The organism is Luteibacter pinisoli (assembly GCF_006385595.1).
Classification (GTDB): domain Bacteria; phylum Pseudomonadota; class Gammaproteobacteria; order Xanthomonadales; family Rhodanobacteraceae; genus Luteibacter; species Luteibacter pinisoli.
This window is the reverse complement of the sequence record NZ_CP041046.1, coordinates 1,800,378-1,821,921: the sequence shown is the minus strand read 5'-3', so window position 1 is coordinate 1,821,921 and position 21,544 is coordinate 1,800,378. Positions and strand designations below refer to the sequence as shown.

General features: G+C 66.2%; 25 protein-coding genes, 1 tRNA gene and 1 pseudogene. 9 read left to right on the top strand and 18 right to left on the bottom strand.

Annotated elements, in window-relative coordinates; all coding sequences use genetic code 11:
- Position 1: 1 nt before the first annotated feature.
- Together FIV34_RS08300 and FIV34_RS20920 are read left to right on the top strand one after the other, a co-directional pair.
- A complete protein-coding gene (locus FIV34_RS08300; RefSeq protein ID WP_139981486.1) occupies positions 2-2,020 on the top strand; it encodes a hybrid sensor histidine kinase/response regulator in 2,019 nt (672 codons plus the stop codon).
- A gap of 65 nt (positions 2,021-2,085) precedes the next feature.
- On the top strand, positions 2,086-2,232 hold the full coding sequence (locus FIV34_RS20920; protein WP_170207545.1) for a hypothetical protein: 147 nt from the start codon (positions 2,086-2,088) through the stop codon (positions 2,230-2,232).
- Here FIV34_RS20920 and FIV34_RS08295 read toward each other — a convergent pair.
- Complete coding sequence (locus FIV34_RS08295; RefSeq protein WP_139981484.1) at positions 2,229-2,408, bottom strand: hypothetical protein; 180 nt, start codon at positions 2,406-2,408, stop codon at positions 2,229-2,231. The genes FIV34_RS20920 and FIV34_RS08295 overlap by 4 nt on opposite strands.
- 190 nt (positions 2,409-2,598) lie before the next feature.
- Here FIV34_RS08295 and FIV34_RS08290 point away from each other — a divergent pair, with 190 nt between their 5' ends.
- Complete coding sequence (locus FIV34_RS08290; protein WP_139981482.1) at positions 2,599-3,318, top strand: Crp/Fnr family transcriptional regulator; 720 nt, start codon at positions 2,599-2,601, stop codon at positions 3,316-3,318.
- Here the strand turns inward: FIV34_RS08290 and FIV34_RS08285 are convergent.
- The 4 genes from FIV34_RS08285 to FIV34_RS08270 all read right to left on the bottom strand — a co-directional run bounded on the left by FIV34_RS08285 (position 3,308) and on the right by FIV34_RS08270 (position 7,773).
- Positions 3,308-6,166: a TonB-dependent receptor gene (locus tag FIV34_RS08285; RefSeq protein WP_170207544.1), complete on the bottom strand. Its 2,859-nt coding sequence runs from the start codon at positions 6,164-6,166 to the stop codon at positions 3,308-3,310. The two genes, FIV34_RS08290 and FIV34_RS08285, sit on opposite strands and share 11 nt — an antisense overlap.
- A 191-nt stretch (positions 6,167-6,357) precedes the next feature.
- Positions 6,358-6,597, bottom strand: a complete 240-nt coding sequence (locus FIV34_RS08280; RefSeq protein WP_139981478.1) for a hypothetical protein — start codon at positions 6,595-6,597, stop codon at positions 6,358-6,360.
- A gap of 63 nt (positions 6,598-6,660) precedes the next feature.
- Positions 6,661-6,918, bottom strand: coding sequence for a DUF2188 domain-containing protein (locus FIV34_RS08275; RefSeq protein WP_139981476.1), 258 nt, complete (start codon positions 6,916-6,918; stop codon positions 6,661-6,663).
- Positions 6,919-7,077: 159 nt separating this feature from the next.
- Entirely contained in the window at positions 7,078-7,773 is a 696-nt protein-coding gene (locus tag FIV34_RS08270; RefSeq protein WP_211352726.1) for an NADPH-dependent F420 reductase, read from the bottom strand.
- 117 nt (positions 7,774-7,890) lie between these two features.
- Here FIV34_RS08270 and FIV34_RS08265 point away from each other — a divergent pair, with 117 nt between their 5' ends.
- Positions 7,891-8,964 (top strand): TraB/GumN family protein, encoded by a 1,074-nt coding sequence (locus FIV34_RS08265; RefSeq protein WP_139981472.1) that lies wholly within the window; start codon positions 7,891-7,893, stop codon positions 8,962-8,964.
- Here FIV34_RS08265 and FIV34_RS08260 read toward each other — a convergent pair.
- Positions 8,874-9,950, bottom strand: a complete 1,077-nt coding sequence (locus FIV34_RS08260) for a DUF4105 domain-containing protein (RefSeq protein ID WP_246058783.1) — start codon at positions 9,948-9,950, stop codon at positions 8,874-8,876. The two genes, FIV34_RS08265 and FIV34_RS08260, sit on opposite strands and share 91 nt — an antisense overlap.
- Positions 9,951-10,125: 175 nt before the next feature.
- Here FIV34_RS08260 and FIV34_RS08255 point away from each other — a divergent pair, with 175 nt between their 5' ends.
- Positions 10,126-10,809, top strand: coding sequence for an HAD family hydrolase (locus tag FIV34_RS08255; RefSeq protein WP_139981470.1), 684 nt, complete (start codon positions 10,126-10,128; stop codon positions 10,807-10,809).
- On the opposite strand, the gene FIV34_RS08250 is transcribed toward FIV34_RS08255, so the two are convergent.
- The 4 genes from FIV34_RS08250 to FIV34_RS08235 form a co-directional block, all read right to left on the bottom strand.
- Complete coding sequence (locus FIV34_RS08250; RefSeq protein ID WP_139981468.1) at positions 10,806-11,177, bottom strand: response regulator; 372 nt, start codon at positions 11,175-11,177, stop codon at positions 10,806-10,808. The genes FIV34_RS08255 and FIV34_RS08250 overlap by 4 nt on opposite strands.
- 105 nt (positions 11,178-11,282) lie before the next feature.
- Entirely contained in the window at positions 11,283-11,702 is a 420-nt protein-coding gene (locus FIV34_RS08245) for a tetratricopeptide repeat protein (protein ID WP_170207543.1), read from the bottom strand.
- Positions 11,703-11,872: 170 nt separating this feature from the next.
- On the bottom strand, positions 11,873-13,582 hold the full coding sequence (locus FIV34_RS08240; RefSeq protein WP_139981464.1) for a patatin-like phospholipase domain-containing protein: 1,710 nt from the start codon (positions 13,580-13,582) through the stop codon (positions 11,873-11,875).
- Positions 13,583-13,601: 19 nt separating this feature from the next.
- Positions 13,602-13,961, bottom strand: coding sequence for a DUF1304 domain-containing protein (locus FIV34_RS08235; protein WP_139981462.1), 360 nt, complete (start codon positions 13,959-13,961; stop codon positions 13,602-13,604).
- Positions 13,962-14,101: 140 nt separating this feature from the next.
- On the opposite strand from FIV34_RS08235, the gene FIV34_RS08230 reads away from it, so the two are divergent.
- The 4 genes from FIV34_RS08230 to FIV34_RS08215 are packed head-to-tail and all read left to right on the top strand — an operon-like array spanning position 14,102 to position 15,708.
- Positions 14,102-14,389, top strand: a complete 288-nt coding sequence (locus FIV34_RS08230) for a hypothetical protein (RefSeq protein ID WP_139981459.1) — start codon at positions 14,102-14,104, stop codon at positions 14,387-14,389.
- Between the two features lie 45 nt (positions 14,390-14,434).
- A complete protein-coding gene (locus tag FIV34_RS08225) occupies positions 14,435-14,800 on the top strand; it encodes a UBP-type zinc finger domain-containing protein (RefSeq protein ID WP_139981457.1) in 366 nt (121 codons plus the stop codon).
- A complete protein-coding gene (locus tag FIV34_RS08220) occupies positions 14,793-15,128 on the top strand; it encodes a tRNA-binding protein (protein ID WP_139981455.1) in 336 nt (111 codons plus the stop codon). Before FIV34_RS08225 ends, FIV34_RS08220 begins: the two co-directional genes overlap by 8 nt.
- 10 nt (positions 15,129-15,138) lie before the next feature.
- Positions 15,139-15,708, top strand: coding sequence for a DUF924 family protein (locus tag FIV34_RS08215; protein WP_139981453.1), 570 nt, complete (start codon positions 15,139-15,141; stop codon positions 15,706-15,708).
- Between the two features lie 6 nt (positions 15,709-15,714).
- Here the strand turns inward: FIV34_RS08215 and FIV34_RS08210 are convergent, their stop codons facing one another.
- The 8 genes and pseudogenes from FIV34_RS08210 to tpiA form a co-directional block, all read right to left on the bottom strand.
- Complete coding sequence (locus FIV34_RS08210; protein ID WP_170207542.1) at positions 15,715-16,086, bottom strand: helix-turn-helix domain-containing protein; 372 nt, start codon at positions 16,084-16,086, stop codon at positions 15,715-15,717.
- 19 nt (positions 16,087-16,105) lie between these two features.
- A complete protein-coding gene (locus FIV34_RS08205; protein WP_139981449.1) occupies positions 16,106-16,495 on the bottom strand; it encodes a hypothetical protein in 390 nt (129 codons plus the stop codon).
- A gap of 192 nt (positions 16,496-16,687) precedes the next feature.
- Positions 16,688-18,757 carry a putative bifunctional diguanylate cyclase/phosphodiesterase gene (locus FIV34_RS08200; protein WP_139981446.1) on the bottom strand — a complete coding sequence of 690 codons (2,070 nt, stop codon included), beginning with the start codon at positions 18,755-18,757 and terminating at the stop codon, positions 16,688-16,690.
- Positions 18,758-18,965: 208 nt separating this feature from the next.
- Positions 18,966-19,622 (bottom strand): annotated as a pseudogene (locus FIV34_RS08195) (SPFH domain-containing protein); the annotation flags it as partial.
- 29 nt (positions 19,623-19,651) lie between these two features.
- Positions 19,652-19,957: a hypothetical protein gene (locus FIV34_RS08190; protein ID WP_139981442.1), complete on the bottom strand. Its 306-nt coding sequence runs from the start codon at positions 19,955-19,957 to the stop codon at positions 19,652-19,654.
- 181 nt (positions 19,958-20,138) lie between these two features.
- Positions 20,139-20,223: transfer RNA gene (locus FIV34_RS08185), tRNA-Leu, on the bottom strand.
- Between the two features lie 25 nt (positions 20,224-20,248).
- A complete protein-coding gene (gene secG, locus FIV34_RS08180) occupies positions 20,249-20,695 on the bottom strand; it encodes a preprotein translocase subunit SecG (protein ID WP_139981439.1) in 447 nt (148 codons plus the stop codon).
- A 25-nt stretch (positions 20,696-20,720) separates the two neighbouring features.
- A complete protein-coding gene (tpiA, locus tag FIV34_RS08175) occupies positions 20,721-21,485 on the bottom strand; it encodes a triose-phosphate isomerase (RefSeq protein ID WP_139981437.1) in 765 nt (254 codons plus the stop codon).
- Positions 21,486-21,544: the final 59 nt, after the last annotated feature.

Here is a 21,544-nt window from a genome sequence, read left to right as displayed (position 1 = left end):
CATGACCCCGCGCGCCACCGATCCGTTCGCCTTCCTGCCGGCCGATTCGCCGACAGCGGCGGAGATCCGCGCCTTCGACTGGACGACGTCGCCCCTTGGGCCCGTGGACGGCTGGCCCGTGGCGCTCAAGGTCATGCTGGCCACGATGTTTGATACGCCGCGGCCCATGTTCCTCGCCGCAGACCCGGGCGAGCTGTTCTTCTTCAACGATCTTTATCGACCGATGCTGGGCCGCCGCGGGGCCGGCGCCATCGGCACGTCCTTCCGAACGCTCTGGCCCGATGTCTGGGACGACATCGGCGTGCACGTCGAGCGCGCACGCCAGGGCGAAGGCAGCATGCACATGGACCTGCCGCTACGGATGACCCGGCACGGCTTCGAGGAAGAGACCTGGTGGACCTTCTCGTACGCGCCACTGCGCGACGAGCATGGCCGGTCCATCGGCATGTACGCCATCACCAACGAAACCTCGCGCGCCGTGCGCACGACCCAGGCATTGCGCGAACTCAACGCGTCGCTCGAAGTGGAAATCGACCAGCGCACGCGCGAACGCGACCAGGTCTGGGGCATCGCGCGCGACCTGTACGTCGTGATGACGCGCGATGGCCACTACCGCAACGTCAACCCGGCCTGGCACACCGAGCTGGGCTACGACGTGCATGAGCTGGTCGGCCTCGGCTTCGAAGAACTCATCCACCCGGATGATCTTGAGCGGGCACGCGACGCCATCAGCCAGATGGTGGAAGGCGACGTGGTCGAGGACCTGGAACTCCGCCTGCGTGGCAAGGACGGCGGCTTCCGCTGGTTCGCCTGGACCGGCGTACCCGACGGCGACGTCATCTATGGCATGGGCCGGGACACGCAACGCCGCCGCGACCTCGACGACCAGCTGCGCCATGCACAGAAACTCGAAGCCCTCGGCCGGCTGACCGGCGGCATCGCGCACGACTTCAACAACATCCTTGGCGGGATCGGCGGTGCCATCGAAGTGGTGACCGAGCGCCTGGACCAGGGCCGGGTGGATGGCTCGCGCCGCCTGCTCGACGCGGCGCGTGGCGCGGTGACCCGGGCGGCCGGGCTCACCCATCGCCTGCTGGCGTATTCCCGGCAGCAAGCCCTGTCCCTGTCCGACGTGGACGCCAACAGCATCGTCCACGGGCTGGACCTGCTGCTGCGCCCCCTGCTGGGCGAGCAGGTGCGCCTGGACGCACGAATGGCCGACGGGATCTGGCGGACGCTGTCCGATGCCAGCCAGTTGGAGAGCGCGATCCTCAACCTGGCGATCAACGCGCGCGATGCCATGCCGCATGGCGGCACGCTCACCATCGAAACGCGCAACGCGTCCGCCGTGGACATGGGCAACGGTCCGGCGGATTACGTCGTGGTCGCCGTGACCGATACCGGCACCGGCATGTCGGCGGCCGTCGTGGACAAGGCCTTCGATCCGTTCTTCACCACCAAGGCGATTGGCCAGGGCACCGGCCTGGGCCTGTCGATGGTGGACGGCTTCGCCCGGCAGACCGGCGGCCGCGCGGTGATCCAGTCGACACCCGGTCGCGGCACGACGGTGAGCCTGTGGTTGCCGCGCCACGTCGGCGCGCCCGCCGCAAAGCATGCGCACATCGAAGGCGTCGCACGCCGGGGTGGCGGCCAGCACGTGCTGCTGGTGGAAGACGAATCGATGCTCCGCTCGCTGACCCGCGAGGTACTGGAAGAGGCGGGCTACACGGTGAGCGATTGTGGCGAGGGCACCGAGGCCCTGCTCCTGCTGGCGGCGGACGACCGCCCCGATATCCTCGTGACCGATGTCGGCCTGCCAGGCATGGATGGCCGGCGGCTTGCCCACGCCGCCCGCGAACGCCTTCCGGGATTGCCGGTATTGTTCATCACCGGCTACGCATGGGAGGCGTTTTCGGACAGTGCCGTGCTGCCGGAGGGCTGCGCCATCCTCAGCAAGCCGTTTTCCCTGCACGCCCTGGTCGACGCCGTCGCCGACCTCATGGACGGTACGCGCGCGTAACGCGCGCATTCCATTTCCTTGACCCCTGCACGCGGACACTGCGTGGCATGAAGACCGAAGAGCCCATGAAACGCACGCGCTATTACGCGCTCATCGCACTGATCGTGGCGATGCTTGCGATCTTTGTCGTGGGTGCGATCCGCAAGGGCGGCCCCGCCGGCGACGTACCCGACGACGGCAGGGCTCCGGCAACGCAGCCGGCCACGCACTAGGCGGGCTCGGGCTCCGGGTGCTTGTCCTGCGTGGCGGCAGCGCGCTGCATGGCGACAAGGAAATCCACGCCATAGCGCATCACGAACGGCGCAACGTTACCGGGCATGCAACCGTCCGGTAGTGCCTGTGCGTGGGTGGTATCAAGGTGATCGGACAGCGACGTACGACTAGCCATGGCCCTTTACGGCCCCCTTTACTGGTATTCCCCCGTCGCTCTACATAGCCGAAACCCTGCGCATCGTCAACCATGCGCACGCCCCCACCCCACTGCGGCATTTGGGCGCATGCGGCTGACACGGCCAGCCCCCCAGGTTCCTGCGACCTAAAATGACCTGGCGCGCTCCATGCGCGCGGAGGGTCCCATCGTGCATTACGCCCCCGACATCGCCTCGCCTCCGCCCGCCCTGCGCCGCGGGCTGGCCTGCTGCAACGACGCCTGCCGGCATGCCCACGCCTGCCAGGCCACCCGTGGCGGTGCCGCCGAATTGCTGGCCATGCGCGAGATCGTCGAACGGGCGGGCCCCTTCGCCGACGGTGACCGGCTCGTCCAGCCGGACGCGCCGCACCTGGCGGCCTACGCCGTGCTTTCCGGCCTTGCCATGACGGTGGGCGGCGGCCGCGTCCTGGCGTTCCACCTGCCCGGCGAACTGTTCGCCCTGGACGCCACGCGCCAGGGGCAGCACACCCATTCCGTCGTCGCGGTGGGCAAGACATGGTTTTGCCGCTTCCCGCGCGCGGCTACCGACGCCTTGTGCGAGCACGACGACGCCATCGCCAGCCACCTGCGTGGCTTGCGCCGGGAAGAGCGTCGCCGTCCTGCGCAGGGCGACGATGCGCCTGCCCTCGCCCGCGTCGCGTCCTTCCTGGCCGACCTGCTCACGCGGCGGCGCCAGGTCGAACCCGATACCACCTTCATACCCCTGCCGATGTCGCGCGACGACATCGGCTCCTACCTGGGGATGAGCGCGGCCACGGTCACGCGCATGCTGGCCCGCCTGCGCGCCGATGGCATCCTGACGGTCAGGAACGACGGCGTCTGCATTGCCGACGCCGCCGCCCTGGCCGGGCACGGCCTTACAGCTTGACCCTCACGCCGACGGTGAAGAACCGGCCCACCGCACCGCTCTGTGAGTAGGTCGGGTTGTAGTTGAACGCCGCGTAGTTCAGCGGATCCAGCGGCGCCTTGCGGTCAAACGCATTCATGATCGAACCGGTGATCGCGACCTTCTCGGTCAGGTCATACCGGCCCGTGAAGTCCACTTCGGTAAACGACGACATCCGGCACGAGAGCGGGAAGTTGTCACCCGTGGTGGTGTTGGTGGACTGGCAGCCCGGCGCGACGTCGGGCGCGGTCAGCTTCAGGCCGCTGGTGTAATACACCGTGCCGGTGATGTTGAGCTTGCCGATCTGCAGGCTGTTCGCCCACGAACCGCGATAGCGCGGCGTGCCCGCGCCCGACGACAGGCCATACGGGCCGTGCGTCCCGACAAACTGCAGCTTCGTGCCGTCTTCCAGCGTGAGCACCCAGGTGATGATGCGCGTCAGGTTGATCTCGCTGGTGAAGCGGGTGCTTTCGTTGAAGTTGAAGCCACCCTTGAGGTCCAGGTCGATGCCCTTGGTCTCCAGCGCGTTCTGGTTGACGTAGGGCGCGTCCACCACGAGGGGTCGTGGCAGCGCGTTCGGCGCGGCCGGGTCAGGCACGTCGGCCACGATGCTCGATGCCGGCGGCAGGGGCTGCCCGTTGTAGTACGCATCCAGCACGGCGGCGGGGCTCTGCTGGCCGATCACCCCGGTCTTCTTGATCCGGTAGTAATCGATCGACGCGCTGAGGTCCTGCGTCGGCTGGAACAGGATGCCGAACGTATAGCTCTTCGAGCGCTCCGGCTTCACCTTCGGGTTGGCCGCCGTGAGGAACGCCAGCGGATACGGTTGCACGTAGCCGCTGTTGTTGTGCAGCGCCTGGAACTCCGGCGGCGGGGTGTAGGTGGCGAAGCCTTCCGATTCGCTCGAACCGTTTTCGGCGAAGCTCGGCGCGCGGAAACCTTTCGAGAACGTGCCGCGGAACGCCAGCTGCTCGATCGGCTTCCACTTGATGCCGATCTTCGGCGAGAAGTTCTTGCCGAAGTCCGAGTAGTGGTCATAGCGCCCGGACACATCCACCTCCAGCGATTCCAGGAAGGGCGCATCCAGTTCCACGTACGCGCCGCTTACCGTGCGATGGCCCTTGGTGTGCGCGATGCCGAGGCCCTGCGCGGCGAGGTCGGGATTGAGGTCCGGGTCGTTCTGTTCCTCATGGCGCACGTCAAGGCCGGTGGCCAGGCCCAGCGAACCGCCGGGCAGGTCCATCAACGGGCGGGTCACCCGGAAGTCGAACGACTGCAGGTCGCTGGTCGACGTCTTCTGCAGCGTGGGCCCGAGGGCGCGCAACAGCTCCGGCGAGTTCGCCGACGAGTTCAGGAAGTTATAGGTGCCGTTGGTCACCGCCGCCACCAGTGCGTTGTAGTTGAGCAGGCCGGGCGTGCTGATATCCAGCGACTCGTGGTTGAACACCAGCGCCGTGTCATAGCTCCAGTCACCCCACGAACCGGTCATGCCACCGGTGATGCGCATGTTGTGGTTCTTGTTGTCGCCACCGCCCGGGATGCCGGGGAAGGTGTAGTTGATCAGCGCCGCCTTGCCGTCGGCCGCGAACGGGTTGTTCGGGTTGATCGAGCCGTCCGGCAGCGTGGCCGGCAACGCGATGGCGTTGGTGTTGTTCGGCGTACTGGCCTGGATCTGCGGCGGTGGCCCACGGAACTGCGTGCGCACCTGGTAGTAGCTCGCATCGATGTACGCCTGCGAGGTATCGCTGATCTTCAGGCTAAAGCGTCCATAGATGCCCTGGCGCTCCATCTCCGGGGAGATATCGAAATAGCGCGTGCGATTGAACGCGCAGTAGCTACCGGGGTTGTTCGGGTCGTTCGTGACCAGCGTGCTGCCGGCGCCGCATGCGCTCAGCGGCTGGGCGACCGCGCCGGGATCGGCAATACCCGTGGTGACATCGCCGGGCGTACCCAGCGTGCCCGGGGTCACCGTGCCGTACGGCGAGCCGGAGTTCTGCGAGGGCTGGCCGCCAATCAGGTTGTTACCGCCGCTGCGGGTGAGGTCGTTCGTGTTGTACGGATACCCGCGATCACCCACCTTGATGCGATCGTCCTTCTGGTACTCCGCGCTGAAGTACGCGTTCCAGCCATCCTTGCGCAGGTCGCCGCCGCCAAACAGCACCGTGGCGCGCCGGGTGGCGCCGCCACCATGCTGCGACGTGCCCACGTCAGCGCTGAACTCGGTGCCCTGGTAGCCGGGGCGCAGGATGATGTTCACCACACCGGCAATCGCATCGGCGCCGTACAGCGACGATGCACCGTCCTTCAGCACCTCGATGCGTTCGATGGCGTTGGACGGGATGGTGTTGAGGTCGACGAAGGAACGCTGGCCATCGTCGGCCAACGGATAGTTCGCGGCGCGTCGGCCGTTGATGAGCACCAGGGTGGAATTCACCGTGAGGCCGCGCAGCGCCACGCCCGACGAACCGGCCGCGAAGCCGCCGGTAAACGCGGGCGGGATGGAACCGCTGTTGTCGGCCGACACGGCGCGGATGACGTCCGAGACGGTGGTCAGGCCGCTTTTCTGGATCTGGTCGGCGGTGATCGTGGTGACCGGCGACGGCGTCTCCACATCGATGCGCGGGAGGGCCGAACCGGTGACGGTAATCGCCGCCAGCTCGGTCGTACCCTTCTGGCCCGTATCGGCCGGAGGTGCTTGGGGCTGCGTCGCGGGTGCCGGTGGAGGCGGCGCGTTTTGCGCCGCGGACGTGCCGCAAGCGCAGGCGAGCGCGGCGGCAATGGACATAGCGAGGCCGTGGCGCCTGAGCGCCATGTGTGCGTGCGTTTTCATTGTGAGTCTCCGAAGCCTTAGGGGAGTGGGGCTGGGACTGTGCGGCGGCGGAATATGCAGAAAACGCAACATTCACAGGGCCGCAATGAAAACTTACGCCGTGCTACGAAGACCTACCATCGGCCATTCGGAATACCTTGCGCCACGTTGCGCGGCGCATTCATGGCACGAGCTATGCAGTGTATCGGGGGCTATTCGTGCTCGCCGGGGTCGAAGCCTTCGCGCTCCTTCATCAGCTTCCGCGCGGCGGTGACGCCTAGCGTCAGGCCTTCGGCGCAGGCGTCCTCTTCGTTTTCGTGCAACGTGGTGCACAGCTTTTCAGCCAGCTCTTCGCCGTCTTCGCTGATGGTGTATTTGCCGCGCCAACGGCCCGGCTTGGCCACGTAGCACGAGCCTTCAACGTCGAAGTAACCAATCTTGCGATGCGTCATGGGTGGCAGAGTCCTCTTCAGGCCACCATCGTATGCATTGCACATCAACGCGATGTGCATCCGCTACTGCAGGCTTTGCACCGGCCGCTTCGCGTTGGACTCGAATTCGCGCCAGACGCCGTCGGCGCCTTCGACCGACACCAGCACCTGCAGCTGGCCGGGACCCTGCGCCTGCGTCCCCAGTAACTTCGATTGCTGCACCGCGTATGCGATGGCCGCCACGCGCGTCTCGAAGTTCTCCGTGGGCACGCCATTGAGCTGGACATGCCAAAGGCCTGCCAGGTCGGGATTGAACGGGATATCGTAGATCACAAGGGCCATGGAAACGTGAGTGCTCCAGCACTTTCTTACTGTTGCCGCCGGCGCGCCCACGGGGCTGGGTTCTTGCGGTCAGGCGAGGAAGCTTAGCCTTCTGCAACGGCCACCACAACGGAACGACTGTTGGCGAAACCTTCACGGCGCGTCGACGCGCCAGGGAGATCAACGAGGCGCGTCGTAAGTGCCCGGGCTATCGGGCGTGGCGCGCCACGCGTCGGTCCGCTCGCGCGATGCATCCAGCAGCCCCTGGCGCACGCCCTCCAGGTCGCGGTCGGCCGTATAGACGGGCGAACCCGGCTGCTGCCGCCACGATTCCGAGAGCGGCCCGGCATCCACGCCATCGAAGCCGAGTTCGCCGATGAGTTTCAGCACGGTCGCCTTCGCGTTGGGGTCGTCGCCTGCCACGGGCAAGGCCACCCGATCGCGCTCCGTCCCCGGCTTGCCGGCGCCGCCCAGGCGCTTCGCGTAAATGTTGTTGAACGCCTTGATCACCGGCCGGTCCAGCTGCTGGGCCACCCACTGGCTTTCCGGCACGCCTTCCTCGATGGAGCCGATGCGGCCGTCGCGCTCGCGCGGATAGTAGTTGCCGGTATCGACCACGACGACATCGTCCGGTACGTCGGCGAAGAGATCCCCCGGGAGTGACGGAATCCGCGCCTGGGGAATCGTCACGACGATCAGTTCGACGTCGGTGACGGCGTCGGCCACGGCCACGGGCACCGCGCCTGTCTGGTTCGCCACCTCGGCAAGGGTCTGCGGACCGCGAGAATTCGCGATCTTCACATCGTGCCCCAGCTCGCGAAACCGCCGCGCCAGGGTGCCACCGATGTTGCCTGCGCCGATGATGCCGATTTTCATGCGTCTTCCTCGCGTACCTGGACAGGGCCTCGATATTCCGCGAACCACGTGAATGCGAGGCGAGTGGCGAGTGAGGCTGTCGCTTTCCGGCCCCATGGGCTCCGTTAGACTGCGCGCATGAGCCGACACCCCCGCCTTCCGCTGCTGGTTACCCTTCTCACCCTGGCGATGGCCGGCGCTGCCGCCGCCCAGGCACCGCCGCCGCGGCCGCAGACGCTCCCTGCCCCGGCCACGAGCGTGCCGACGCTCGAAGCCGTGACGGTCAGCGGCGTGCAGCCTGGCCCCGGCCTCTGGCGCGCCACCCGTGGCGACCACGTCCTGTTGATCCTGGGCACGCTCTCGCCCATTCCCGGCAACATCACCTGGAAGACCGGCGACGTGGACGATGCCATCGCCCACGCCGGCTCGCTGATTCTCCCGCCCCACACGGAGGTGAAGCCCAACGTCGGTTTCTTCGGCCGGCTGGCCCTGCTGCCCTCCCTGATCGGCGTGCGCAACTCACCCGATGGCAAGACGCTCGAAGAATCCGTGCCGGCCGACGTGTACGCGCGCTGGCAGGTGGTGAAGGCGCGCTACATCGGTGATGAGAAGAAGGTGGAACGCTACCGGCCGATCTTCGCCGCCATCGAGCTGTACAAACAGGCGATGAAGAAATCGGGCTTGCGCAAGTCCGGTTACATCACCGATGCCGTCGTCGAGATGGCGAAGAAGCACAACGTGAAGCAGGTGCCGGTGGAATACACCCTGATGGTGGACGACCCGCGTGCCGTGGTGAAGGAGTTCAAGCGCTCCACCCTGGACGACCTCTCCTGCTTCACGCAGAGCGTGGATAACCTCGAGCCGCAGCTGGCCGCGATGCGCGAGCGGGCCAATGCGTGGGCCACCGGCGACGTCACCGCGCTGAAGGACGAACGCCGCGCCAAGCAGATCTCCACCTGCCTGGATGCCGTGACCGAAGGCGGCCTCGCCCAGCGCATCGGGCTCACCGACGTGCCCGCCCAGGTGCGCACGCGCTGGCTCGCGGCGGTGGATACCGAAGTGAACGCCAATGCGCAGACCGTGGCGATCGTGCCGCTGGACGACCTGATCGGCGCGCAGGGCTACCTGTCGGCGCTGGAAGCGAAGGGCTTCAAGGTGGAATCGCCGGACGACGGTGACGCCTCCGGAACAACCGCCGGCGGTACGCCCTGACGGATCACCGCGGAAAAGTCATCGGCTGGGCCGCTCGCGCGCGCCCGGTCGGTGATCCGCCCCAGCCGTCGCCACTCATCTACCGGCATGCGTCGATCCAGCGCACCGTTATCCATCAGGTACTCCGGCAGGTAGCCCGTGAGCAGCAAGCGGATGTCCATCGGCAGGCCGCTGTCGATGCGACGGGCCATGCGGTAGACGATGGTCGTGCAGTTCGAGGTCACCGTGTTGTAGAAGCGCGGACGGTCCACCAGGTGGTTGGCCGCGTCGACGTACGAGACGAACAGCGAGCGCATCGCGTCGCGTGGCATGCGTAGCGGGAACAGGTAGTCGTCCTCGCCACGCACGTTGGTGCGCACGCGGATGATGTCGCGCTCGTCGGCCGCGATGAGCACAAGTTCGAACTGCTTGAAGAAGCCACCGACCTCGGAGAAGGCCTCGCCCTTTTCACGGCGGATCTCCATCGAGAACACCACGTGGCGGCCGTCGTCGAAGCCGAATGACAGCATGGCGTGGGCGATGGCTTCGCCCGACCAGTACGACAACACCGCGTCGGCGGATACCAGGTGGTCGAGGTCGTACTCGCGGGTTTCCCAGCGCGCGTCGTAATCGTCTTCGGCACGCCAGGTGAAGTTGCGCACGTTGTGCAGCGTCACGTGGCTACCCTGCACCTCCCCGGACATCAGGGGGGCCACGTCGTCGGCCCATACCCGGTCATTGCGCGGCGGGATGGTGGACCACCAGGCGATGAGCAGGCCGAGCATCACCACGAGGCTGACCGGCGCCCACCAGGCCCGCCAGCCGAAGGTGGCCACCAGCAGGGCCATGTAAACGACCGACCAGGCGATGGCGCCGCCGAAGCGGGCCGGCGGCGGCCCCGGCAGCTGGTAGCTCAGCGCCAGCGCGCCCCAGGCCCCGGAGGCAAACAGCAGGAGGCCCGCCACGGCACCCGCGACGCTGCGGGCCAGCATCCGGCGTTTTCTCATGGCGTGATGCATCGGATCGGGGTCATGCCGGTAGCGTGTACGGCCCGCGTTTGCAGTGCAATCGTTTTCAGTGCCGGATTCGCCCATCCGGAATATGGCGCTGTCACACGCCTCGCGCTATGTTCAAGCCGAAACAGGGCATTTCTGGCCGCGACGGCGGCCATCGGGGGCAGGCATGGTGCGTTTTCCCGCAACACCCCAGGCCATTGTGTTCGACCTGGACGGCGTGCTGTTCGATACCGAAGCGCTCTACCGAGACGCCCTCCTCGCGGCTGCGGCCGAGGTCGGCATCGACATCCCGCTGGCGCTCTGCCAGCGGATGGTTGGCTTGCACGGCCACGCGGCGCGCATGCTGCTGCGTGACCATGTCGGCGATGAGGTGGACCTCGATGCGGTGTGGGCCGGCGCCTCGGAGCGCTACCACGCGATGTTCGAGACCGACCTGCGGCTGAAACCAGGGGTCATGGCACTGCTGGACACGCTCGACGAGTTCGCCATGCCCCGGGCCATCGCCACGTCCTCCCCGCATCGCACGGCCATGCATCACCTGGAAGCCTTCGGCCTGCGCGACCGCTTCGACGCCCTGGTGGCGGCGGGCGACTGCGAGCGCTGCAAGCCCTACCCCGACCCGTACCTGCGCGCGATGCGCATCCTCAACAAGCCGGCCCATTGCTGCCTGGCGCTGGAGGATTCCCATGCGGGTGTCCGTTCCGCCGTCTCGGCAGGCATGCCGACCATCATGGTGCCCGACCTCCAGCAGCCCTCGGCCGAGCTGCGGCGGATCTGCGCCAGCGTGGTGAGCAACCTGGATGAGGTGAACGGGTGGCTGCGCAAGGCGCGCGGCGCGCAAGCCGGCTAACAGACCCGCGCGCTGCTGGCTTCCTTGATCGCCAGCTCCAGCTGCTGTGCGCTGTACGGCTTGTGCACGGTCGGCGCCTTGTACCGGCAGGGGATATCCACGGGCATCGCGCCCGTCGCCAGCACGTAGGGAATCCCGCGCCGCTTCAGTTCGTCCAGGGCGGGATAGGCCCGGATGCCCTGCAGGTTCAGGTCCACGATGGCGATGTCACACGGCTCCACATGGGCCAGCCGCAAGGCTTCCTCGATACAGCCCGCACACGTCACGTCGTAGCCCAGCCGCGCCTCCAGCAGGTCGGTCAGCGCGGACGCCAGGCCGGAATGGTCTTCAAAAACGATCGCACGCGGCGCAACGGAGCTGGTGTTCATAGCGACACTCGCATCGGAACGTATCGGACTCCCCGGGCCTGAACGTACTACCGAATTTGCATGCAAGCCATACCCCAACAGGCCGATGGCAAGGTTTTTCGGACCCTACGGCGCGCCACTTTCCTCAACGATGAAAGGCGGCGCCCCGCCGTCCCCCTTGCCGCGCGTGCCCACGTCATCGGCCACGCGGGTCAGGCGCTGCGCGATGCGCGCGCTGTCGCGGCGTAGCGTGTCGCCGGGCTGCCCGGCCTGCGCGCTGGCGATCATCGCGGCCTGGGCCTGCTTCAGCCGCACGACGCCCAGGTTGTATTGGGCCTGGGGGAAACCCGGGCGAAGCTGGATCGCGTGACCGTAGGCCAGCACCGCCTCGTCGGGCTGTTGCAGCCGGAAGCGCGCATTGCCCAGCCGGAACCAGACATCCGCGTTGCCTGGCTCGGCGTCAACGACGGACTGGTAGAGGTCGGCGGCGTGGCGGATGTCGCCGGCGGCGTACGCGCTCGTCGCTTCCTGCGTCTGTTTTGCCACGTCTACCGCGGGTTCCTGCGGCGGACGGGTGGCATGTCCGGCACAGCTCGCGAGTAAGACCACCGCGATGCCTGCCGACCAACGGGAAGTTACACGCCGCATGGATCACTCTCCTTCAGTGCAGGTCTGCCTCCCGGACAGTGCCCGCCTCGACAACCGTTCGTCAATTCTTACAAAAGGTCGAAGGAGGCCAGGGCGCGCCGCAGGCGGCCTGACACGATACGCAGCAAGAGGCGGCGGACATACAGATGCCAGGCGAGCCAGGTGGCGAAGCGCGCCCCGATGTTCGCCGTGGCCGCGCGATACAGGGCTTGCATCCGCCCTTCCACGAGGGGCATGAGCGTCTCCACCTTGAACGCGCCCTTCGGCCATGCAGGCAACGCTTCGCGCAGGCCCTCACAGCCCCCGACCAGGGGAATCACCGGGGCGAACACCTCGCCATCGACCGTGCGCAGGTAGCCTGCCAGCGCAGGATCCGATGCCCAGCCCGCAAAGATCGGGTTGCTCGCCGGCACCAGCAACCGCTCGGCGAGGAAACGCTGGCAGTTACGCCGCCCGAGCAGGAAATCGTGATGGCGATACGCCTCGGCGAGAAACCCGGAGAAGCCGCCCAGCGCCCCGGCCGCCAGCGCACGGCCACCGATCCAGCGCGCGCCGGCCGAGGTCGCAGGCCGGCTGGGCGCGATCATGAAGCGGCTGTACACGGTGGCGTCCAGGGCCAGGGCCACCTCCTCCGGTTTGAATCGCGCCTGCTGCTTCCATGCGCCGAACAGCGCCGCCATCGACTCGATGAGGTTGGTACTGGCCGCCTCCGACGGGCCAGGCGTCTCGGCCTCGGGAAAGGGATCCAGCATGATGACGATGCGGTTGACCTTGTCGCCCTCGCGCGGGTTGCGCCCCAAAGTGCCCGCGAGTTCGGTACGGGCGAGCTCGAACGGCTCGTTGTCCATGGCCCCGCCGTCCACCGCCACGAAACGGTACTCGCCGTGGCTGTCCTCGCCATTGGCCCATGCTGGCGGAATCGCCACCGGCTCGGCCTGGCCCTGTTGGCCCGGCACGATCACCACGCGCTGGTCGTAGTCGCGCCACGGCCGTGCGACTTCGCGATAGCGCAGGCCCGCGGGGAAAGCCGCCGAGGCCAGCGCCGCGTCCATGAACCCCTGCCAGTCCTTGCGCTGGGGATGATTCGGCCCCGCCACCCGGCGTTCATCCGGGTAGGCCCAGCCGCGCTCGTAGGGGTTGTGGCCGGTATCCACGGCAAAGCGCAGCCAGTCGGCGTGGGCCATCATCCCGTGCCCGGGGATCTCGGGATTGCCCTTGAACAGGACCATGTAGGGCACGCCGCGCAGGTTGGTCACCGTGAACACGCACTTCAGCGGGTTGGCGATGTAAGGGCGCGTCGTGGGGGCCTGGCTGTAGGCCAGTACGTCCCTGGCGATGACGTCCAGGCTGGTCGAATCCAGCAGCGACGCGATGGGCTGCGTGGGGTCGGCCAGGTCGGCCTTGCCGAGCAGTTCGCGCGCGTCGATCCGTTTTACCCAGGCGTCGTAGAAGGGGTTGCCGGTCATGCCGGCAGGCTGCGGCCCGGCATGCACGTGCGGGAAGCGATACGGAAGCGCCACGGCCGAGAGGACACCGTTGAGGCTGCCTGCCGACGCCCCGGAGATCACGCGCAGCAGGATGTCGTGGGTGGGAACCGCGTGGCCCTTGGCCCTGGCGTCATACCAGTGCTCGAGGGCCTCGTAGAAGAAATCGAGGACGCCGGCGGCGTACGCGCCGCCTGAGACGGCGCCGGCCAGCGTGAGGCCCAGCTCAAACGTCCCCGCACGGCACGGCGGGGATTCCCTGGGCCGGGAGAGGGGCAGCTCGGTCGCAGGCATCAGCGTGTCCTGGCGCGCCCTAGCGGGCCATCCACTGCGCGGCGAGGGCCAGTGCGGCTGGCAGGGCCTGCACGTAAAGGATCCGGCGGCTCGCGGTCAGCGCGCCCCACAGGCCCGCCACGACGACGCAGCCGAGGCCGTAGAACACAAAGGCCGTGGCGAACGGTTCACGTAGCACCAGGCCAAGCACCAGGGCCACGACGAGGAAACCGTTGTACAGGCCCTGGTTCGAGGCCAGCGCGGCGCTGTCGTTGGCGAACGCCGGCGTGATGCCGAACACCTTGGGGCCGCGCGAGCGCCAGAGCAGCATTTCGAGGACCACGATGTATACGTGGATCAGGATGACGATGGCGGTAAGCACGGTCGCAAGCAGGGTCATGGCGTTCCTTCGTGGGCCTGGTGTGATCCCAGCATAGCCACGGAACGCGCCGGCATCACCCTGATTGCGTCACGTCCCGTGGGTTTACGTAGGCCGATGGTTAGATTGCGGCTTTCGCGCCGGGCGGGTGAGATGGGGCGATGCGCAATGTCATGGCAGCCCAGGAGATATCGCTGGAGGCCCTCGGGCTTCTCCAGGCGCTGCTGCACCGGGATTACGACGAAGCCCACTTCCGGGCGGGCCACGTCGCCCGCCACGCCACGCTGCACGAGCACCTGCCCGTGGCCGATGCCGCGGAGCGGATTGAGAACCTGCTGCAGACCGGGCGGCCCGACAGCCATGAGTTGCACGTCGCGCTGCGCAGCCTTGCATCATCCGTCGATCGTATGCAGCTGGTTGCCCTGCATCGCGCCGGAAGGCTGCTCTGACGGTTTACCTCGGGTAGCATCCGGGCAGACGCCCCGGAGACCGCCATGAGCCACGAACGAACCGGTATCGATGTCCACGTCCCGCCCAGCGGCGACGGCTGCGTGGAATGCCTCGCCACGGGTAGCTGGTGGCTGCACCTGCGCCGGTGCGCGCAGTGCGGCCACGTCGGCTGCTGCGATGATTCGCTCAACCGCCACGCCTCCAGACATGCCCACGCCGAGAGCCATCCGGTGATCCAGACCTTCGAGCCCGGCGAGGACTGGTTCTATGATTACCGCAACGATGAGATGTTCGACGGCCCCCGGCTGGCCCCGCCGACCCACCATCCCACCAGCCAGCCAACGCCAGGCCCGGCGGGCGTCCCTCCGCGCAACTGGCAACGCATCCTGATGTCCCGCAACGATGACTGACCTGATCGACTGGAACGATTTCACCAAAGTGGTGATGGTGGCTGGCACGGTGACCCGCGCCGAAGTCTTCCCCGAAGCCCGGCGCCCCGCCTACCTCATCTGGGTGGACTTCGGCCCGCACGGCGAACGCAAGACCAGCGCCCAGGTCGCTGGCGTCTACCAGCCGGAGGAATTGCTCGGCAAGCAGGTCATCGCCGTCATCAACTTCCCGGAAAAGCAGATCGGGCCAATTCGCTCGCAGTTCCTGCTCACGGGCTTCCACACCGACGAGGGCGTGGTCATCGCCACCACCGAGCGCGCGGTGCCCAACGGCACGCGGCTCGCATGAGGACGGCATCGTGAGCCTTGATCCGTTCGCCGATGCGCACGTCGACGAAACGCCCGCCAGCATCGTGGCGTTCTGGCGTGATGCGGGGCCCGACCGCTGGTTCGAAAAGGACGACGCGTTTGATCGCGTGTTTCGCCAGCGTTTCCTGCCTGCCCACATGGCCGCCTCGCGTCGGCGCCTGGATGGCTGGATGGCGACGCCCGAGGGCTGCCTGGCCCTGGTGATCCTCCTCGACCAGTTCCCGCGCAACGCGTTCCGCGATTGCGCACACATGTTTGCCACCGATGCGCTGGGACAATCCGTCGCGCGGCACATGCTGGCGAACGGGTTTGACCAGGCCGTCGGCGACGACATCCGCGTGTTCTGCTACCTGCCCTTCTCGCACGCGGAAAACCTGGCCGACCAGGATCTTGCCGTTGCGCATAACGAGCCGCTCGGCGATCCGTACCTGAAATTCGCCCGCATCCACCGCGACGTCATCCGCCGCTTCGGCCGTTTCCCCCACCGCAACCACGCGCTGGGCCGCGACACGACGGCAGACGAACAGGCGTTTCTCGACGAGGGTGGGTTTGCCGGGTGAGGCGGATCAGACGATTCGACGCCTGCCTGCATTAAGACGTTCCTGCGCGAGCAACGCATCGTTCAATCCGTTCATGTCGACAGACAGTGCGTCGGCAAGCTTGCGCAGCGTCGCAAGTGCCAGGTTTTCCGTGCCGCCCTCCATGCGGGCCACGTGCGATTGGCTCGTGCCCAGGATCCTCGCAAGCTCCACCTGCGACATGCCTCGGTCCAGCCGAAGGCTCCGAACGGTCACGGCGCCCTCATCGATCTCAGGTGCAAGTCGCTTGCGTGCCGAGGCCAGCGAATCGGCACGTGCTGGGTCCTTCGACACCTTGGCGACCATATCCTCAATCGAGACGTATCCCGCCGGTACCGCAGTCTCGCTACTGTCGCGCACTCTCGCCTTTCCCTGAGCCTTACCCGTACGCGAGTTCATCGTAGGCGCGCTCGATCCGTGCGACGAACGGGTCTTTACGGTCATAGTCGACACTCCGGGGCATGACGCCCAATACGTAGTAGTGAAATCTTCGCGGGACGAAGGCGTAAATCACGCGGTATGAAGGCACGCTCCAGACACGCAACCGCCAAAGGTTCCTGCCTCGCCGCTCCTGATCAATCCAGCTGCTCACGTGGAAATCGTGTACTCCTCGCGTACCGAAGCCATGTTGCGTCAGCCGGTCGAGCAGATCCTGATTGTGTGACAGCGCTTCAAGCAGCACGACCAGGTCGTCCGCCACGGGTCCGTCAAGTGACCACAAGCGTTCAATATCCTTGCTCGCGTCCGGGTGAATGAACAAACGGATCATCAATATACCTATCTAGATATATCAGGACAAGAGGATTGCCGGTCACGGCAACAGGGGAAGTCGACCGTAATCGTCTTGTGATAGGTATTCACGCGGCGTAGGCGAAAATCAGCCTCGCCCGACGCGACATCGCGGCATGCGCTGACAAACGCGCCGACAAGCTCACCGAAACGGCCGGCCCGAGAGGGCCAATCAGGCCGAAGCGGGCAGCGTCGCTGGCAGGGTCGCGGGGAGTTCGGCGGCGGAGACGGGGCTCCCGAGCAGGAAGCCCTGCAGGGCGTTGCAGCCGAGGCGGGTGAGCAGCTGTTGCTGTTCGACGGTTTCGACGCCTTCGGCGACGATCTTCATGCCGAGCGTTTTCCCAAGCGCGATGATGGCCGAAACGATGGCTTCGTCATCGTTGCCGCGCGCCAGTTCGGTCACGAAGCCACGATCGATTTTCAGTTCGTCCGCCGGCAGCTGCTTCAGATAAAGCAGGCTCGAGTAGCCGGTACCAAAATCGTCGATGGAAATGCCGACGCCAAGTGCCGCTACCTGGTTGAGGATGGCGAGGCTGGTTTCCGCGTCGCGCATGGCGGTGGATTCGGTCACCTCCACCGTCAGATGCCCGGGCTCGATAGCGTGGCGGACCAACGCGTCGCGCAGCGTATCCACCAGGCCCATATGGTTCAGCTGCGCCGTCGATACGTTGACCGACACCGCCCAGACGCCATGGCCGGCGTCGCGCCATTCGCGCATCTGCCGGCAGGCTTCGTCGATCACCCAGTTACCGATGGGAATGATCAGGCCGGTGCGCTCGGCGACCGGAAGGAACTGATCCGGCGGCACGAGGCCCTCGCCCGGCTTGTTCCAGCGCAACAGCGCCTCGACGCCCACGACCGGCCCATTCGGCGAGACGAGCTTGGGCTGGTAATGCAGGGTGAACTCGTTGCGATCCAGCGCGCGGCGAAGGTCCTGCTGCAGCTTCAGCTGCTGGTGGACGTTGGCGTTCATGGCCATTTCAAAGAAGCGGAAGCCACTGCGGCCCTGCTCCTTCGCGTGATACATGGCCGCGTCGGCGTTGACCATGAGGTCGTGGCGCGTCCGGCCGTTTTCCGGATACAGGGCAATGCCGATGCTCGCCGACACATGAGCGGTGACGCCACTCACCTGATAGGGCTCGCCGAGCAGGTCCACGAGTTCCTCGGCCAGCAGCGCCGCATCTTCGGGGCCATGGATGTCGACCAGCACGACGAATTCGTCACCACCGAGGCGCGCCACGGTCTCTTCGTTACGCTTGCAGGCGAGGATGCGGCGCGATACGTCGCGGAGCAGTTCATCGCCCACGTGGTGCCCATAAACGTCGTTCACCGCCTTGAAGCCATCGAGGTCGAGGAACAGCACGGCAAACCGGTGGCCACCCTTCGAGGCATTGCGGATAGCCTGGTCCAGGCGATCTTCCAACAGGACACGGTTAGGCAGCCGGGTCAGGTTGTCGTGCAGGGCCAGCTGTACGAGTTCGCTATTGGCGCGATCCAGTGACGACGCCAGCATCCCTGCCCGCGCATCAAGCGTCGCCACGGCCAGCGCAATGGCGAAGACCGACAAGGTCACGACGATGACCACGACGGCGAGGTACTTCACGTCGATGCCGCCCGCCACGGCAGCACCGCACCAGCTGCCATCCGGGAAACTGGCGGCCGCCATGCCGGTGTAATGCATGCCGACGATGGCGCAGCCCATCACCAGCGACGCGCCGAAACGTGCCCAGAGGATGTGCCCCGTATCGCGGCGCAGGCGGAAGGCGATCCACAGGGCCGCGCCAGATGCGAGCACGGCGAACACGACCGACAGCGAGAAAAGGGCGGGATCGTAGATCACGCCGGGCATCATGCGCATCGCGGCCATGCCGGTGTAATGCATCGTCGCAATGCCCGCGCCCATCAGCAAGGCGCCGACGACCAGGCGACGGCGCGGCAGTTCGTTCTGGCAGACCAGCCACAGGGCGAACGCGGACGAACCCACGGCGATCACCAGCGAGAGCGTGGTCAGGGCGACGTCATAGCCCAGGGTGATCGGCAGGCTGAAAGCCAGCATCCCCACGAAATGCATGGCCCAGATCCCCAGACCCATGGCGAACGATCCGCCGCCAAGCCACAGCATCGACGCCCTGCCCTGGGTGCTGGCCACACGGCCAGCCATGTTCAGCGCCGTGTACGAGGCCAGGATGGCCACCACGAACGAGAACAGGACAAGGACATTGCTGTAGCTGCTGACGAGCATCAAACCTTCCCGCGGAATCAAGCTGCCGCGACAGCTATTACAGCTACGCGGATTCGGCAAAGCCCATTATCGGGCGCATGTTATCAATTTCGGTAGTTTTCGCGGTTTCTTGAGTTAATCGCCGAAAACGCACCGAGATAACGCCGAATACCCACAAAAGAATTCCCATGCGAACGGGCGCGACCGCTCACCGGCCGTGCCCGCCCTTTCAGCGCCCGCCCACCAGCACGTTCGCACCCGCCGGTGTGACGTAGCACTCCTTCGCCGCCTTGCACGCCTCGGCATTGATCGTGGCGATGGTGACCGCCGAGTACTGCTCGATGCTCATGCCGAGTTTGTTGCGATAGGCGTTGTCAGCCACGGCGCGGGCTTCCTGCTCCTTGGCGCGCTGCTCTTCCGCCGCCGTCGCGGCAACCAGGGTCTTCTGGCGCTGCTGCTGGGCCGCCGTCTCGTTCATCTGCTGCAGCACGTTCTCATTCGGACGCGCACGGCCGAGGGTCACGTCGAGAATCTCGATCGGCAGGCCACGATCCTTCACCAGCGCGCGGATGGCGGCTGTCACTTCCTTGTCGACTTCGGCCGCCGTGGTCGGGCTCGACATCATGTCGCTCATGGTCTGGCCCTTCACCGCTTCGCGCACGATGCGGGCGTACTGGCTCTGGATGTTGTTCTTGAACCAGCCCATCGCGCCGTACTGTTCGACGAGCTTCACCGCGTCGGTCACCCGGAACTGCAGCGCCGTGTCGAAGTCGAGCAGGATGTTGTCCTTCGAGCTGAAGTCGTCGAAGACGACATGCACGGTCTGCGGGGTCATGACGATGTTGATGTCCGACGTGCTCGCCCAGGTGATGATGCGACCCGACGGACCGGGCGTAGTTTCGCTGAACCATGGAGCTATTTGCGGATGTTATCGGCAGATGCCGGCGGGGATGGCGTCGGCTGGGCACTCACGGAGGGACCGCTTCTTCCGAGCGCCGTGCCGGAAAAATTCGTCACAACGAGACCGAAGAAGGACATCAGCGCAGCCAGCGCGGCCGTGAGAATCCACGCGCGTTGCCGATGAACTTCTTCCTTGACCGCAAGCAGGATCTCGGCCTTGGCGGTGCCAAACTCGAGCCGCATACCTTCGACCGCACCCGCAATGCGCGCTTCGAACGTTTCCACGCGCGCGTTGAGTTCTTCTCGCGTCAGCTCAGACACACATTTTCTCCATCGGGGTAGTGAACATGCATGATAGAGAGCCGCAAGAGGCATGGATGTCGGCTCGAACCGCAGCGTTTGTAGGGGAAAGCCGTGCGCGCATAAGAGCGAATGACAGGCACAAAAAAACCCGCTTCCGCGGGTTTCTTTGCGATCCGGTTGAGGCTGTCCGAATCTGTGTTGGTGCCCAAGGGGGGACTCGAACCCCCACGACCTAAGCCGCTACCACCTCAAGGTAGTGCGTCTACCAATTCCGCCACCTGGGCATAACTTTAAAAACGGGGTGTTGCTTTACTTCTTGGCCGTCGAAGCGGACGCCGGATTGGCTGCCTGCTGCGGGGCCGGAACATCGTTGTTTGCCGCCGGCGCCGTGGCTGCCGGGACGTCGCCGCCGGCAGAAGGTGCCTTCGGCACGTCGGCAGCCGGAGCCACCGCGTTATTGGCCGGCGCCGCCGGAACGGCCGCGCCAGACATCACGCCGAGATCCGCCGCCGGCTGCGGGTTGCCCGTACGGCTCAGGTAGATACCCATGCCGAGGCTCAGGACGAAGAACAGCGCGGCGAGAACCGCGGTAGCACGCGTCATGAAGCTGGACGAACCACGCGCACCGAACACGGTAGCGGAAGCACCGCCACCGAAGCCGGAACCTGCATCCGCACCGGCGCCGCGCTGCATAAGAATCAGCACGATCATCGCCGCGGCGATCAGGATATAGAAAACGCTGAAGAGGATGAACATATCTTCTTGTTTGCCGTGTCGCGAGTTATCGACGCGCCGCGGCGCATATATCCAGGAAATCGGAGGCCACCAGGGCGGCTCCGCCGATCAGTCCCCCGTCCACGTCCGGCTGGGCGAAAAGTTCGGCCGCATTGGCCGGCTTGACGCTTCCGCCATAAATGACCCGGGTCAGGAGCGAGATATTAACATCCTTTTTTGCCAGTTGGCTACGGATGAACGCATGAATTTTCTGCGCCTTCTCCGGCGTGGCCGTCAGGCCCGTCCCAATGGCCCAAACCGGCTCATACGCGATCACCGCCTCGCGGAACACCTCGATGCTGTTGTGCTCCAGCACCGCGCCCAGCTGGCGGGCAATGACGGCCTCCGCCTGGCCGGCTTCGTGCTCTTCCTTCGTCTCGCCCACGCACAGGATCGGCGTGAGGCCGGCCTGCCGGGCCGAGTCGAACTTCTTTGCCACCAGTTCGTCGGACTCGTGCTGGTACTGGCGGCGCTCGGAGTGGCCCGTCAGGACCCAGCGCGCGCCGACGTCATACAGCATGGCGCCTGAGATCTCGCCGGTGAAGGCGCCCTGGACATGGTGCTCCGAGAGATTCTGGGCGCCCAGGCCGAGGCCGCGGTCGCCATAACGGTCGACCATGCCGGCAAGGTACACATCGGGCGGGAACACGAGCACATCGGTACCGTCCGGCAGGTCTTCGACGATGTCGCGGACCAGCTTGTCGGCCATGGCACGCGAGCCATGCATCTTCCAGTTTCCGGCGACCAGCTTCTTGCGCTGTGGCGTGGGCATGGCGTGGCTTCCTGGCGGGGGCAAAGGGGCGGCAGGATAGCGGCGGCGCCGTGAAGGGC

Coding starts and splice junctions, on each gene's coding strand:
- FIV34_RS08200 (WP_139981446.1), bottom strand. CDS start 18,757: ATGCTCGTCAGCAGCTACAGCAATGTCCTTGTCCTGTTCTCGTTCGTG.
- FIV34_RS08300 (WP_139981486.1), top strand. CDS start 2: ATGACCCCGCGCGCCACCGATCCGTTCGCCTTCCTGCCGGCCGATTCG.
- FIV34_RS08220 (WP_139981455.1), top strand. CDS start 14,793: ATGACTGACCTGATCGACTGGAACGATTTCACCAAAGTGGTGATGGTG.
- FIV34_RS08260 (WP_246058783.1), bottom strand. CDS start 9,950: ATGAGAAAACGCCGGATGCTGGCCCGCAGCGTCGCGGGTGCCGTGGCG.
- tpiA (WP_139981437.1), bottom strand. CDS start 21,485: ATGCCCACGCCACAGCGCAAGAAGCTGGTCGCCGGAAACTGGAAGATG.
- FIV34_RS08255 (WP_139981470.1), top strand. CDS start 10,126: ATGGTGCGTTTTCCCGCAACACCCCAGGCCATTGTGTTCGACCTGGAC.
- secG (WP_139981439.1), bottom strand. CDS start 20,695: ATGTTCATCCTCTTCAGCGTTTTCTATATCCTGATCGCCGCGGCGATG.
- FIV34_RS08295 (WP_139981484.1), bottom strand. CDS start 2,408: ATGGCTAGTCGTACGTCGCTGTCCGATCACCTTGATACCACCCACGCA.
- FIV34_RS08285 (WP_170207544.1), bottom strand. CDS start 6,166: ATGAAAACGCACGCACACATGGCGCTCAGGCGCCACGGCCTCGCTATG.
- FIV34_RS08250 (WP_139981468.1), bottom strand. CDS start 11,177: ATGAACACCAGCTCCGTTGCGCCGCGTGCGATCGTTTTTGAAGACCAT.
- FIV34_RS08225 (WP_139981457.1), top strand. CDS start 14,435: ATGAGCCACGAACGAACCGGTATCGATGTCCACGTCCCGCCCAGCGGC.
- FIV34_RS08270 (WP_211352726.1), bottom strand. CDS start 7,773: ATGAAAATCGGCATCATCGGCGCAGGCAACATCGGTGGCACCCTGGCG.
- FIV34_RS08280 (WP_139981478.1), bottom strand. CDS start 6,597: ATGACGCATCGCAAGATTGGTTACTTCGACGTTGAAGGCTCGTGCTAC.
- FIV34_RS08230 (WP_139981459.1), top strand. CDS start 14,102: ATGCGCAATGTCATGGCAGCCCAGGAGATATCGCTGGAGGCCCTCGGG.
- FIV34_RS08205 (WP_139981449.1), bottom strand. CDS start 16,495: ATGATCCGTTTGTTCATTCACCCGGACGCGAGCAAGGATATTGAACGC.
- FIV34_RS20920 (WP_170207545.1), top strand. CDS start 2,086: ATGAAACGCACGCGCTATTACGCGCTCATCGCACTGATCGTGGCGATG.
- FIV34_RS08240 (WP_139981464.1), bottom strand. CDS start 13,582: ATGCCTGCGACCGAGCTGCCCCTCTCCCGGCCCAGGGAATCCCCGCCG.
- FIV34_RS08265 (WP_139981472.1), top strand. CDS start 7,891: ATGAGCCGACACCCCCGCCTTCCGCTGCTGGTTACCCTTCTCACCCTG.
- FIV34_RS08235 (WP_139981462.1), bottom strand. CDS start 13,961: ATGACCCTGCTTGCGACCGTGCTTACCGCCATCGTCATCCTGATCCAC.
- FIV34_RS08275 (WP_139981476.1), bottom strand. CDS start 6,918: ATGGCCCTTGTGATCTACGATATCCCGTTCAATCCCGACCTGGCAGGC.